Here is a 14,329-nt window from a genome sequence, read left to right on the forward strand (position 1 = left end):
TTAGTATGGGGTTGCTACTATCTATTATATGATAGACTGAATTAAAATGAATCATCATAAAATGAATTTTGTCGCAGCGTTTAGTAGTTGCTTGATTATATCTATGTACTTAGGGGTAGATGCTGCACCAGTTAAAGGTACAGTCGATATAGTTCGGGTTGGTGTATACGAAAATAAACCCAAGGTTTTTATTGATGAAAATGGTAAACCTACCGGGTTCTGGGTAGATATACTGAAGTTTATGGCGAGGAGGGAAAATTGGCAGTTGCAGTATATCCCCTGTGAGTGGAATCAATGCTTAGAATTATTGGAGGAAGGACAGCTTGATTTAATGGTCGATGTGGCTCACTCGGAAGAACGCGATCGCCGTTTTGATTTTAACCAAGAAGTTGTCCTCGTAAGTTGGTCGGAGATTTATGGAAGACCGGGAATTTCTATTAACTCGATTATCGACTTACATCAAAAACAAGTAGCTGTATTAGCTGGTAGTATTCAACAGTCATTATTGATAGAAAAAGCCGAGGCTTTTGCCGTTCAACCGCAATTAGTGGAAGCCTCTAGTTTTCAGGAGATTTTTGAGCTAGTTGCCAATGGAGAAGTTGATGCGGGTGTGGTAAATCATCTCTATGGTTGGGAGGCTTCATCGGTCTATAATTTAGCGAGAACCCATATTTTAATTAACCCTTCTCGACTACATTTTGTCACGGCAAGAGGTGAAAATTATGCTATTTTAGCCGCCCTTGACCAGCAAATATTAGAGATGAAAAGGGATGCTAATTCTGCTTATTATCAAGCCTACAGACGCTGGCTACAACCACCGGCTAAATTTGGTAGGCAACAAATGAAGGAAATTTTAATCAATTTAGGGATATATACAACCATTGCTGGGGTAGTGGTTTTATTGGTGTGGAATCGTTTATTGGGTGTAGAAATTAAGCGCCGTAATCAAGTTGAAAAAGCCCTGATACAAAGTGAACAGCGTTTTCAAAAGATGGCGGCTAATGTACCGGGGGCAATTTTTCAATATGTGCTGCACCCAGACGGTTCTGATCAGGTTTTATATATGAGTGAAGGCTGTTATGAATTGTGGGAAGTTAGGGCGGACACTGTTGTTAAAGATGCTAAGATTTTGTGGGATATGGTGCATCCAGATGATCTAGAGTCAATGTATGAATCTGTACTGATTTCAGCTAATAATCTAGCCCCATGGTTTTGGCAATGGCGGATTACTACTCCTTCGGGAAAATTGAAATGGTTGCAATCAGCAGGACAGCCAGAACGCCATGATAATGGGGATATTATATGGGATACCCTAATTATGGATATTAGCGATCGCAAACAGATAGAAATCGCCTTAGCTGAAAGTGAAGAACGTCTGCGTTTAGTCACTGAAAATATGAGTGATTTAGTATGTTTACACGCCCCTGATAGCAGTTATTTATATGTGAATCCCTCTAGTGAAATATTGCTAGGATATACCCCAGAAGAACTGATTGGTAAAAAACCTACTGATATTTTCCAATCCCAGGAATTATATCAGGTATGTATGGAATATTCCCTCAGTATTTTACCGGGAATATCTCGTCCAATAATTTATCAAATCCGCAAAAAAAATGGAGAATATATCTGGTTGGAAACTCTCACCAAAGTAATTTTAGATAACCAGGGAGAGGTGAGACATTTACAGAGTGCATCTAGGGATGTTAGCGATCGCATTAAAGCAGAAGAACAGTTAAAATATGATGCTCTTCACGATAGTTTAACCGGACTCCCTAACCGTACCCACCTAATGGCACAGCTAGATATGGCTTTAAAACGAGCCCAAAATAATGAAAATTTGCAGTTAGCTATCCTGTTTTTAGACTTAGATAATTTTAAGGTTGTCAATGATAGTTTAGGTCATTTAATTGGTGATAAAATGCTGTCATTAGTGGCAAAAATCATCAAAAACTTTGTCAGAGATACTGATTTATTGGCGCACCTAGGAGGGGATGAATTTGTGATTGTCTTAGAATATTTAGAGGTGATACATGAAGCAATACGGGTAGCCGAGCGAATTTTAGAAAGTCTGCGGACATCACCTTTACAAATAGGTGAAAGAGAGGTATTTGTTAATAGTAGTATTGGCATAGTAGCGCGAACAAACCGCCACGAAAAAGCCGAAGATTTACTCAGGGATGCCGATTTAGCCATGTATCGAGCCAAACATGAAGGACGAGGGAGATATGCCATATTTGACCCCTTGATGCACTTCCACGCTGTACAACAAATGCACCTAGAGAATGACCTACGAAAAGCCATAAAAAACAATGAGTTAGTTTTATATTATCAACCTATTGTTAATATCAAAACTCAGAAGATTCAGGGATTAGAAGCACTGGTGCGTTGGCAGCATCCCGAAAGGGGTCTTTTATCCCCTGGTCACTTTATTGAAATTGCGGAAAACACGGGTTTAATTATACCTATAGGTAAATGGTTATTACACAAGGCTTGTCAACAATTAGAAGAGTGGAAAAATCAATTTCCCAGTCATTGTTTAAAAATGAGTGTCAACCTTTCAGTTAAACAATTAGAAGGTTTTTTACTAGAACAACTTGACGAAGTGTTAAATAGTTATAATCTGAACCATAATAGTTTAGTTATGGAAATTACCGAGAGTATGTTGGTAGCGAATGTTCAAAAAACCTGTGATTTACTCAGCCAAATTCAAGCCAAAGGTATTGGTTTAAGTATTGATGACTTTGGGACTGGTTATTCTTCCCTTAGTTATTTGCACCAATTACCTGTTAATAGTCTCAAAATTGACCGTTCTTTTGTGAGTCCAGAAAATTTGAGTGACCGCCACCAGGTGATTGCCAAATCAATTATAGCTTTAAGTAAATTACTGAAACTTCATGTAATTGCTGAAGGTGTGGAAACACCGGAACAATTCTACTGGTTAAAAAAACTCGGTTGTGAAGCCGCCCAAGGTTATTTATTTTCTCGACCTGTTCCGGCTAGTGAAATCACGGAGTTATTATCTCAACAATTCTTGTGTATTCCTGAGAGTAAATATTCGGATGAATTTAGCAAATAATCACCTGTTTAATTTTTTGTTGCAATTTGAAAAGACCATCGAAGCATACCGAGGTATTCGCGCAGGTATAGCTTTAGCGGTTCCTTTGGTAATCGGTCGGTTAATGGGTTATCCAGAGACGGGATTTTATATAGGTTTAACGGGGGTATTTTTTATTTTGGGTGCGGTGGGTGGTCCTTATAAAATTCGGGCTAAAACAGCGATCGCCACCCTGTTAGCAGGTCTTTTAGCTATAGGTTTGGGAACTTTGATATCCCATATTATTTGGCTAAAATTACTGATAACTTTTTTATGGATGTTTGGGGTAGGATATGCTGCAGTTTATGGACATCCTGGGGTAATGACGGGAATTGTCGCGGGGATTTTATTTCTGTTTACTATTCATACTCCCCCAGGAGATATCATAATCGCGGGAGAAAGGATGTTTATTGCTTTGGTGGGAGGAATTTGGGCGATCGCTTTATGGTTCATTTTTTGGCCCCTACAACCTTATCTCCCCCTCAAAAAAGCCATAGCTGATTGTTATGCGGCGATCGCTGATTATATACAAGTAGTTTTAAATAATTCTACCAGTTTATCTGTCTCGGAATTACAGCAGGTTAAAGGATGGCGAGAAAAACTACAATTAGCTAAGGATGCTTTAGTCATCAACCGCCAAGGTCGCCGAGGGACTTCCGAAATCGGACAAGCGGCAGTGATTTTGATTCAAGATATTGAATACTTGATGACGGCTATCTCTACCTTAATTAAGTTATCAGGTATTCATCGAGACCAGCCGGAAAATATGACCGTTAAAATCTTGTTAAATGAGGCTTTTAAAGAAATAGTTGTTAATCTGGAAAATCTAGTCCAGACAATCCGCAATCAACCCGCTCAAGTTAACTGTGACCGCCTTAAACAAATTACCCAAGCCTTGGATGAACAACAATCTTTTCAACGTCAAACTATTGGTAATCAGGTAGATGCTTATGTGAGTTTAATTGCTCTAGTCCGGTTGATAGAAGTGCTAAATAGATTAATTTCTCTACTGGAAAGAACCTTTTTAGTTGTACAGGAAATGAAACCCACTACCATTGGGGGAGAAAATAACTCGGAATTGTCAGAAATAACTATATTGTTGGAAAAACTTGAGCAACCTTGGTTTCAACCTCTGTTAGATAACTTCAGTTTCGATTCTGCTATCTTCCGTCATGGACTCCGACTGGCTATTGCTACATCGGTAGCTGTGGCGATCGCTACTATTGAATCTATCCCCAGAGGCTTCTGGATTAGCTTAACTGTCTTATTGGTTTTACAGCATGATTTTGGTAGCACATTTCGCCGTTTTTTTCAAAGAATTTTAGGGACAGTTTTAGGCGCGTTAATCACTCCGGTTTTAACTGTGTTTATTTACACCCAAGCTGGCTTAGAAGCCATTGCTATTATGTCGGTTTCCGTGGCTTTTTCTTTGCTCAGGTTTAACTATGGAGTCGCCGTTTTTTTCATTACTGTATATGCTGTGACTCTCGAACACAGCCTAACTTTTGAGAATGCTTGGGTCGCGACTCTGCGAGTAATTGCTACTTTAATTGGTTCGGGATTAGCTTTTATGGCGGCATTCTTTCTATTTCGCGATCGCCAGGAACAACAATTCTGGAGACTAGCCACTGATGCTATTAGTTGTAGTCGGGATTATTTCCATATAGTCATCAATTCTTACTTATCTAATAATCAATCTGCTGATTATCATGCTATCAGTAAACAACGTCATCAGAATAGACTCGCTCAATTTAACGCCCAAATTTCTCTACAAAAACTGATTGATGACCCGCAAACTTCCCAACTCCAAATTGAAATAGCTTTAACTCTAATGACTAACCTAACTCGGTTCAGTCGATCTATCACTGTTTTAATTGACCAATTAAATGATTTTAGTGGTACAGACCCTCACCCAGCATTAACAACCTTTGTTAGTCGCATTGATTTGGGGTTGTCACAGTTGGAAACTTCCCTAAAATATCAAAGTCCCCTCCCCCCTATTCCCGATACAGTTACGCCATCGCAAGAGTTTCAGGTTTACCTCAAGGGTCTACAACAAAAACGCTTAGTTGAATTTGCTAACCAGGAAGATGAAACCCCCACCCGTCAAGTTTTACTAGACTATAGTATTTTGGCTTTAGAAATAGAGGATATGGCGGATTATCTACAGGGTATATATCAAGCAGTTGCTCAACTTTAATGGCGATCGCGCGTAGCCATGGGAGGGGTTGACATAGTTATATTCTCCAGCCAGGTATCAGAAACTATTCCCGATACACTTACACCATCGTAATAGTTTCAGGTTGACCTCAAGGGTCTACCACAAAAACCCTTCCCCCTATTCCCGATACACTTACACCATCGTAATAGTTTCAGGTTGACCTCAAGGGTCTACCACAAAAACCCTTCCCCCTATTCCCGATACACTTACACCATCGTAATAGTTTCAGGTTGACCTCAAGGGTCTACCACAAAAACCCTTCCCCCTATTCCCGATACACTTACACCATCGCAATAGTTTTAGGTTGACCTCAAGGGTCTACCACAAAAACCCTTCCTCCCTATTCCCGATACAGTTAGGCGATCGTAATAGTTTCAGGTTGACCTCAAGGGTCTACCACAAAAACCCTTCCCCCTATTCCCGATACAGTTACACCATCGTAATAGTTTCAGGTTGACCTCAAGGGTCTACCACAAAAACCCTTCCTCCCTATTCCCGATACAGTTAGGCGATCGTAATAGTTTCAGGTTGACCTCAAGGGTCTACCACAAAAACCCTCCCTCCCTATTCCCGATACAGTTACACCATCGTAATAGTTTCAGGTTGACCTCAAGGGTCTACCACAAAAACCCTTCCCCCTATTCCCGATACAGTTAGGCGATCGTAATAGTTTCAGGTTGACCTCAAGGGTCTACCACAAAAACCCTTCCCCCTATTCCCGATACAGTTAGGCGATCGCAATAGTTTCAGGTTGACCTCAAGGGTCTACCACAAAAACCCTTCCTCCCTATTCCCGATACACTTACACCATCGTAATAGTTTCAGGTTGACCTCAAGGGTCTACCACAAAAACCCTTCCCCCTATTCCCGATACACTTACACCATCGTAATAGTTTCAGGTTGACCTCAAGGGTCTACCACAAAAACCCTTCCCCCTATTCCCGATACACTTACACCATCGTAATAGTTTCAGGTTGACCTCAAGGGTCTACCACAAAAACCCTTCCCCCTATTCCCGATACACTTACACCATCGCAATAGTTTCAGGTTGACCTCAAGGGTCTACCACAAAAACCCTTCCCCCTATTCCCGATACAGTTACGCCATCGCAATAGTTTCAGGTTGACCTCAAGGGTCTACCACAAAAACCCTTCCTCCCTATTCCCGATACAGTTAGGCGATCGTAATAGTTTCAGGTTGACCTCAAGGGTCTACCACAAAAACCCTTCCTCCCTATTCCCGATACAGTTAGGCGATCGTAATAGTTTCAGGTTGACCTCAAGGGTCTACCACAAAAACCCTCCCCCCTATTCCCGATACAGTTACGCCATCGTAATAGTTTCAGGTTGACCTCAAGGGTCTACCACAAAAACCCTTCCTCCCTATTCCCGATACAGTTACACCATCGCAATAGTTTTAGGTTGACCTCAAGGGTCTACCACAAAAACCCTTCCTCCCTATTCCCGATACAGTTAGGCGATCGTAATAGTTTCAGGTTGACCTCAAGGGTCTACCACAAAAACCCTCCCCCCTATTCCCGATACAGTTACACCATCGCAATAGTTTTAGGTTGACCTCAAGGGTCTACCACAAAAACCCTTCCTCCCTATTCCCGATACAGTTACGCCATCGTAATAGTTTCAGGTTGACCTCCAGGGTCTACCACAAAAACGCTTAGTTGAATTTGCTAACCAGGAAGATGAAACCCCCACCCGTCAAGTTTTACTAGACTATAGTATTTTGGGTTTAGAAATAGAGGATATTGCAGATTATCTACAGGGTATATATCAAGCAGTTGCTCAACTTTAATGGCGATCGCGCGTAGCCATGGGAGGGGTTGACATAGTTATATTGTCCAGCCAGGTATCAGAAAAATCGCCGGTATAAATACCGGGAAAATCACCAGATTTCTACCTTATGATAGATACCAAATAGCCCATAATTTGTGATGATAAATGATAGATAAATTTATTTTTTGTCTACAATTGCAGTTAATTTAAGGAGTTTTTTGATGAAACGATTGTCTGATTTTATGAAGTCTCTGAGATTGGGTCATTTGGTGACGGTGTTAATGGCGGTGACTTTACTATTGGTGACAGCAGCTTGCGGCACCACGGAAACTGCTAGTTACGATAATTCAGAGGCGGGTAAGTCTCAGGAAAATGTAGCTGAAAATTTGAGTGATTTTCGTCAGGAACTTGAAGACCTGGGTGCGGAAGTACAGACTAAGGTGGAAGAGGCTACGGGTATAGTTAAGGAAGAAGGTGGAAATATGACTAAGAAAGCTAAACGACAGTTAGAAGATACTGCTGATGTAGTTAAGCAGGAAGGTGGAGATATGGCTAAGGAAGCTAAACGACAGTTAGAAGATACTGCTGATGTAGTTAAGGAAAAAGTAGGAGAGGCTAAGAAGTCTGCACAACGGACTATTGAGGATGTTTCTGATGCAGCGGATAGCTAATTGGTGAGTGGGTAATCTGTCTGCCCGACACTAAACTAACTAACTTGTGATAAAATAAGGGCGGGACATGATTCTCTCCTTGTTTTCCAAGTTACTCCTCATTTATCCTCCAGTTAGGGTCAGTGGGGAGATTTAATCTGTGTAGGTTAATGATGAGTTAAAAAACGATTAAAAAACGGTTAATGGTTTCCCAAACTTGGTCTACTAAGTTGGTACTATCAGCATCAAACCAGTGAATTTGAGGAATAGCCTTAAACCAGGTATTTTGTCGTTTAGCAAATTGGCGAGTATGCAAAACTGTCAAGTCCTTGGCGGCGGCGAGGGTAATATCGCCAGCTAGGTATTGACTAATCTCCTGATAGCCTAAAGTTTTCAATAGGGGTAAATCTTGACCGTAGCGATCGCCTAAACTTTGCACTTCCGCCACCAAGCCTGATTCTATCATAGCCTCAGTGCGATCGCAGATCCGCCGGGTGAGGGTGAGTGGGTCTTGACAGGTTAGACCTAACTGCAAAATCGGGTAATTAGGCGGGTTTTCCCCTTGTTGGGCTGAGATGGTTTGTCCGGTGACATAATAAACTTCTAAACCTCTGAGGGTGCGTACAGCATCATTGGGGTGAATTTTTTGGGCGGCGATAGGATCAACCTGCTGTAACATACTGTATGCGAAAGGTTGACCCAAAGCTGTGAGTTGCGATCGCAATTGGGGGTGTGGTGGAACTCTGGGAATTTTCAAACCAGCGGCGATCGCCTTAATATATAACCCTGTTCCTCCCACCAGAAGTAAAGGCTTACCCGGTCCCGCTAATATATCGGATTGGCTGATTAACTGATTAGCCCGATCCTGATAATCTGCTAAAGTTAGGGTTTCGGTCGGATCGCAGATATCAATCAGATAATGGGGGACTTGTTCCCTTTCTGCTAAAGTAGGTTTAGCAGTTCCGATGTCAAACTCCCGGTATACTTGGCGTGAGTCGGCGCTGATAATCACTGTTTCCAGGCGTTTAGCCAAGGTTAGGGCTAACCCGGATTTTCCGGTGGCTGTCGCACCACAAACCACAATCACCCCAGTTGGAGGAGTGAAAAGTTGATCATCATCGATTCTAGTATTTGTCCATCCCATATCAAAACTTCAATTTAGCCTACCCTAATCTCGTCTATAACCCTTTTGTGTTACAATTTTGGCTATATTTATCATTTTTGAGGCCCCAGGGCTTCAGCGCCATTATTGGAGCAGTTTTTAGATGACCAGCACGTACTCAGCAGACCAGATCCAAGTTCTTGAAGGTCTTGAAGCAGTCCGCAAACGTCCGGGGATGTATATTGGTTCTACCGGACCGCGCGGCCTTCACCACTTAGTTTATGAGGTTGTTGATAACTCCGTTGATGAGGCGTTAGCTGGCTATTGCACCCACATCGAAGTTGATATCAACCCAGATAACTCCGTCAGAGTAACTGACGATGGCCGAGGTATCCCCATTGACACCCACTCTAAAACTGGCAGATCAGCCCTAGAAACCGTAATGACTGTTCTCCATGCCGGAGGAAAGTTCGGCGGTGGTGGCTATAAGGTATCAGGCGGCTTACACGGGGTGGGTATCTCCGTTGTGAACGCTTTATCGGAATGGGTGGAAGTAACAGTATTACGAGACCACAAACGATACGTTCAACGTTATGAGCGAGGGGTTCCGGTGACAGAACTAGAGGAACACTCTAGCAAAGAAAGCCAAACGGGAACTTCTGTCTGTTTTAAACCCGATACCAAGATTTTCACCACGGGGATAGAGTTTGAATATGATACCATTGCCAGCCGTTTAAGGGAACTGGCTTATCTGAATGCGGGGGTACGCATTACTCTCACGGATAACAGGCTGGAGTTACTCAAACGGGAAGAGGCTAAGGTTGAGAGTTACTGTTACGAGGGGGGGATTAAGGAATATGTTACCTACATGAACCGGGAAAAGCAGGCTCTCCACGAGGATACTATTTATGTGTCTGGTGAACGCAATAATGTTCAGGTGGAAGTGGCTCTACAGTGGTGTGTTGATGCCTACAGCGATACGATTTTGGGTTTTGCTAACAATATCCGCACCGTTGATGGTGGTACCCATTTGGAAGGGCTGAAAACTGTGCTGACTCGCACCATGAATGCGATCGCTCGTAAGCGCAATAAAATAAAGGATAATGAGCCTAACCTGGGAGGGGAAAATGTCCGGGAAGGTTTGACTGGGGTGATTTCTGTTAAGGTTCCTGACCCGGAATTTGAGGGACAAACTAAAACCAAGCTGGGAAATACCGAAGTTCGCGGAATTGTCGATTCCCTGGTGGGAGAGGTTCTGACTGAGTTTCTCGATTTTAACCCTAATGTGGCTGATGCCATTTTAGAAAAAGCTATTCAGGCTTTTAAGGCGGCGGAAGCAGCACGGCGCGCGCGGGATTTGGTACGCCGCAAATCGGTGTTAGAATCTTCTCCGTTACCAGGAAAGTTGGCAGACTGTAGCAGCCGTGACCCGGAAGAGTCGGAAATCTTTTTGGTTGAGGGAGATAGTGCGGGTGGTAGCGCTAAACAAGGACGCGATCGCCGTACTCAAGCGATTTTACCCCTGCGTGGTAAGATTCTGAACATTGAGAAAACTGATGATGCGAAAATCTATAAAAATAATGAGATTCAATCACTAATTACGGCTTTGGGATTGGGTATTAAGGGCGAAGAGTTTGACTCGTCTCAGTTGCGCTATCACAAGGTCATCATTATGACTGATGCTGATGTTGATGGGGCTCATATTCGGACTTTGCTGTTAACCTTTTTCTATCGCTATCAGCGAGAGTTGGTTGCTCAGGGTTTTATTTATATCGCCTGTCCGCCTCTTTATAAGGTGGAACGGGGACGCAATCACTACTATTGCTATAATGAGCAACAATTGCAGCAACAATTGGCTGAGTTCCCCGATAATGCTAATTACACCATCCAACGGTTTAAGGGGTTGGGGGAAATGATGCCCAATCAACTCTGGGATACAACTATGAACCCGGAAACTCGCAGCATTAAACGGGTGGAAATTGAGGATGCGGCGGAGGCTGATCACATCTTTACTGTGTTAATGGGCGATCGGGTTGCGCCTCGTCGCCAGTTTATTGAGGATCATGCTCCTCGTTTGGATATCACTGATTTGGATATCTAATTTTGGCGCTACCTGAGAACTGATGTGCTGAGTTTTTAAATGGGTTTTTAAAGGCGATCGCATCAGTTCTTTCCAGTTAATCGGTGCGTTAACCGTTCTGCTATAATCCTATAAAGATAGGTTTTTCTTGCCTCCTGGTAACTGGGAACTCACCACATAAAAATCTTGGGGGTAAATCCAATGAGTATCCATGGGACCATGAATCTGAATCCCAGTCATCACCGCATAGTTAAACAGGGAATTATCCACCGAAGATAACAACTTCTCTACATCTTCTGAAATGATTTTACTGGCTAACTGCGTCATTTCTACTAGATTCGGTTTGTCGCCATATTTCAGCGCCGAAATGTTTTTTTGACGGATGATAGATTGCTCAATATCCTGCATATCAGTCATTAATTGCAGACAACCAGATTCTAACTCCTTAACAATTGCTTCTAAAGCACCACAAGCATGGGAAGCCTTATCTATTCCCGACCGATAAACTTTGCCGATTTCTCCATTTTTGGAAATAGCAATATGTGGCATTGCATAAAATGTAAATCGCCGAATATTATCAAAAAAGGTTTTACCCCAATATTTGATGACTTCATCCATTAAAATATCGGTGATTTCATCCCGACAAATCGCGACCATACCAATGGTTTTTCCGGTTTCAAAGCCATAATTTTTAAGTTCAATATAGGTCTTTTTTATATAATCTTTCATCGGTAAACTGCCCGGAAAATGCTTCCTCATGGTTTCATGAAACACCGGATTTGTATTTGAGTCATACCCATCAACTGCCTGTAATATTTCGTCGCGTAAACTATCAAGGTAGTTAATATTCATCAGTGCTAAAAATTATAGGTTTGGGGAGTGCTAACTAAATTTTTGGGATTATGGCTGTCTGAGTCTATGCACAAACTGGGTTTTTTGTCAAGAGGGTAAACTGGGACGGACCCTAAATCACTGAAAACTCGTGCATCGCCAGTTTTAAAATCTCCTCAGAAAATAATCGAATCTGCCACGCAATGAGGGTTTTAGCCTCTATTTTTGGCAGTAGACACAACAACGCCTTGGGTGCTATTTCTCTGATGGTACTACAACCCCTATGATTTCGTCAACCTTTTGCAAGTAATTAGCAATAAAATTGTAATAATTCTTAACAATCTTTGGAATTTGAAAACTGTTGCGGGGGTAAAGATTAGCAAAACTTATCCCAAGCCGGAAATTAGGGTAGGAACACCCTGTAAGGAAGCCAATTAGAGTTAGGTTAAACAACTCATTTTTTGATCTTCCTTAAACCAGAGAGGGAGATTAAGCCGATTCGGGCTTAGGTAATGAGGAAGGATGAACGAGCAACTCAGCAGTCGATCGCTTCTCAACCATTGCCTGAGTAACCAGACATCGTTTGACATCTTTACGCGAAGGCAGTTCATACATAACATCTAGCATCAACTCTTCCACGATACCGCGCAAAGCACGAGCGCCAGTTTTACGGCGGAAGGCTTCTCTGGCGATCGCCTGAATAGCGTCAGGTTCAAACTCCAGATGCACATTATCCATACGCAGCAATTTTTGGTATTGTTTGACCAAAGCGCTGCGAGGTTCGGTGAGAATTGACATCAAAGTTTTCTCATCGAGAGGATCGAGAACCGCCACCATAGGAATACGACCGATCAACTCTGGAATTAAGCCAAACTTGACCAAATCATTAGGTTCGATACCCTTGAGAGCTTCTGTGTCTTTTTGTTCTGGGGTCACTTCTTCGCCGGAGCGGACAAAGCCCATGGACTTTTTACCGCTTCTTTGCTCAATAATTTTTTCCAGGCCCACAAAAGCGCCGCCACAAACAAATAGGATGTTGCTAGTATCAATCTGAATGCAATCTTGATAAGGATGCTTACGACCGCCTTGGGGAGGAACATTAGCAGTAGTTCCCTCCAGCATTTTCAATAAGGCTTGCTGGACACCTTCACCGGAGACATCTCTAGTAATGGAGGGATTTTCGCTCTTACGGGCAATTTTATCAATCTCATCGATGTAGACAATGCCGCGCTGTGCTTCTTCCACATCAAAATCAGCCACTTGTAGGAGTCGCAGGAGGATATTTTCTACATCTTCCCCAACATAGCCCGCCTCAGTGAGGGTGGTAGCGTCAGCGACCGCAAAGGGAACATCAAGCATTTTAGCCAGAGTTTCCGCCAATAGAGTTTTACCGCACCCAGTGGGACCAATTAGCAAAATATTGGATTTTTGCAGTTCGATCTGATCATCACCCTGTCTATGACCTGGGATAAAGCCTAGACGCTTGTAGTGGTTGTAAACAGCCACTGATAGCACTTTTTTGGCATCATCCTGACCAATGACATGATGATCTAGGTAGGCCTTAATTTCCCTAGGTTTAGGAATTTGATTTAAGGCGACTCGGCTGGGAGTGTTGCGACGTTTAGAGGTGGGGGCTGCTTGGGGGCGCTTGGCCTGGGGTGTAGGAGGAGCTGAATTGGTATCAAATAGCTCCTCGTCCAAAATTTCGTTACACAGTTCCACGCATTCATCGCAGATGTAGACTCCTGGCCCGGCAATTAACTTGCGAACCTGCTCCTGGGACTTGCCACAGAAGGAACACTTCAAATGGGAGTCGTACTTGGACATAATTGCCTCGTTTTATGTTGCGCTAACAGATTCTCCGGGAACCGGAAGATTCTGTTTTAGGATCACTTGATCTATTAGACCATATTCTTGAGCTTCGGCGGCGGACATAAAAAAGTCTCTTTCGGTATCAGCATTAATGCGCTCTATGGGTTGCCCTGTATGTTGGGCTAAGAGTGTATTAAGGGTGTGCTTGTGATAGAGAATTTCTTTGGCTTGAATTTCTATGTCTATTGCCTGTCCTTGAGCGCCGCCTAGGGGTTGGTGAATCATAATTCGAGAACTAGGTAAGGACATTCGCTTGCCAGCGGTACCGGAAGCGAGGAGAAATGCACCCATACTTGCCGCCAATCCATAACATATAGTCACCACATCGGGGCGAATTTGTTGCATGGTGTCGTAAATTCCCATACCTGCGGTGACTGAACCGCCAGGGGAGTTGATGTAAAGTTGGATATCTTTTTCGGGATCTTCTGATTCCAAAAACAACATTTGGGCGCTTACGGCATTGGCTACTTCATCGTCAATGGGTGTTCCCAGAAAAATAATGCGATCGCGTAGGAGACGGGAATAGAGGTCAAAAGCCCTTTCTCCCATTCCCGACTGTTCAACTACCATGGGAATGACACCCGCAGCGGATGAGTTAATAGTAACTGGTTGTGAACCACTAATTATATGGCTGTTACGGGTGCTGCCAATGGAATCGCGGGAATACTCAGAGATCATCATAAAGCGGA

8 protein-coding genes are annotated in these 14,329 nt (G+C 42.9%); 4 read left to right on the forward strand and 4 right to left on the reverse strand.

Annotated elements, in window-relative coordinates; all coding sequences use genetic code 11:
* Positions 1-46: 46 nt before the first annotated feature.
* The 3 genes from N39L_RS21795 to N39L_RS21805 all read left to right on the forward strand — a co-directional run bounded on the left by N39L_RS21795 (position 47) and on the right by N39L_RS21805 (position 7,776).
* Positions 47-3,076, forward strand: a complete 3,030-nt coding sequence (locus N39L_RS21795; RefSeq protein ID WP_231851982.1) for an EAL domain-containing protein — start codon at positions 47-49, stop codon at positions 3,074-3,076.
* On the forward strand, positions 3,060-5,294 hold the full coding sequence (locus N39L_RS21800; RefSeq protein ID WP_014276353.1) for an FUSC family protein: 2,235 nt from the start codon (positions 3,060-3,062) through the stop codon (positions 5,292-5,294). Before N39L_RS21795 ends, N39L_RS21800 begins: the two co-directional genes overlap by 17 nt.
* A gap of 2,032 nt (positions 5,295-7,326) precedes the next feature.
* The gene (locus N39L_RS21805; protein WP_043468498.1) at positions 7,327-7,776 is read left to right on the forward strand and encodes a hypothetical protein; all 450 of its coding nucleotides are present in this window, start codon (positions 7,327-7,329) and stop codon (positions 7,774-7,776) included.
* A 157-nt stretch (positions 7,777-7,933) separates the two neighbouring features.
* Here the strand turns inward: N39L_RS21805 and miaA are convergent, their stop codons facing one another.
* Positions 7,934-8,899: a tRNA (adenosine(37)-N6)-dimethylallyltransferase MiaA gene (gene miaA, locus N39L_RS21810; protein WP_014276355.1), complete on the reverse strand. Its 966-nt coding sequence runs from the start codon at positions 8,897-8,899 to the stop codon at positions 7,934-7,936.
* A 121-nt stretch (positions 8,900-9,020) separates the two neighbouring features.
* Between miaA and gyrB the strand changes: the two genes are divergently transcribed.
* On the forward strand, positions 9,021-10,958 hold the full coding sequence (gene gyrB, locus N39L_RS21815) for a DNA topoisomerase (ATP-hydrolyzing) subunit B (RefSeq protein ID WP_006619391.1): 1,938 nt from the start codon (positions 9,021-9,023) through the stop codon (positions 10,956-10,958).
* 108 nt (positions 10,959-11,066) lie between these two features.
* Here the strand turns inward: gyrB and N39L_RS21820 are convergent, their stop codons facing one another.
* The 3 genes from N39L_RS21820 to clpP all read right to left on the reverse strand — a co-directional run bounded on the left by N39L_RS21820 (position 11,067) and on the right by clpP (position 14,321).
* Positions 11,067-11,789, reverse strand: a complete 723-nt coding sequence (locus N39L_RS21820; RefSeq protein ID WP_014276356.1) for a hypothetical protein — start codon at positions 11,787-11,789, stop codon at positions 11,067-11,069.
* A 468-nt stretch (positions 11,790-12,257) separates the two neighbouring features.
* Positions 12,258-13,595, reverse strand: coding sequence for an ATP-dependent protease ATP-binding subunit ClpX (clpX, locus tag N39L_RS21825; protein WP_006619393.1), 1,338 nt, complete (start codon positions 13,593-13,595; stop codon positions 12,258-12,260).
* Between the two features lie 12 nt (positions 13,596-13,607).
* Positions 13,608-14,321, reverse strand: a complete 714-nt coding sequence (gene clpP / locus N39L_RS21830) for an ATP-dependent Clp endopeptidase proteolytic subunit ClpP (RefSeq protein ID WP_006619394.1) — start codon at positions 14,319-14,321, stop codon at positions 13,608-13,610.
* Positions 14,322-14,329: the final 8 nt, after the last annotated feature.

Origin of the sequence: Limnospira platensis NIES-39 (assembly GCF_026000695.1) — a bacterium.
In the GTDB taxonomy this organism is placed as follows: Bacteria; Cyanobacteriota; Cyanobacteriia; order Cyanobacteriales; family Microcoleaceae; genus Limnospira; species Limnospira platensis.

Excerpts from the sequence above, each read along its gene's own strand:
- N39L_RS21795 (WP_231851982.1), top strand. The coding sequence starts at position 47 with ATGAATCATCATAAAATGAATTTTGTCGCAGCGTTTAGTAGTTGCTTG.
- N39L_RS21800 (WP_014276353.1), top strand. The coding sequence starts at position 3,060 with ATGAATTTAGCAAATAATCACCTGTTTAATTTTTTGTTGCAATTTGAA.
- N39L_RS21805 (WP_043468498.1), top strand. The coding sequence starts at position 7,327 with ATGAAACGATTGTCTGATTTTATGAAGTCTCTGAGATTGGGTCATTTG.
- miaA (WP_014276355.1), bottom strand. The coding sequence starts at position 8,899 with ATGGGATGGACAAATACTAGAATCGATGATGATCAACTTTTCACTCCT.
- gyrB (WP_006619391.1), top strand. The coding sequence starts at position 9,021 with ATGACCAGCACGTACTCAGCAGACCAGATCCAAGTTCTTGAAGGTCTT.
- N39L_RS21820 (WP_014276356.1), bottom strand. The coding sequence starts at position 11,789 with ATGAATATTAACTACCTTGATAGTTTACGCGACGAAATATTACAGGCA.
- clpX (WP_006619393.1), bottom strand. The coding sequence starts at position 13,595 with ATGTCCAAGTACGACTCCCATTTGAAGTGTTCCTTCTGTGGCAAGTCC.
- clpP (WP_006619394.1), bottom strand. The coding sequence starts at position 14,321 with ATGATGATCTCTGAGTATTCCCGCGATTCCATTGGCAGCACCCGTAAC.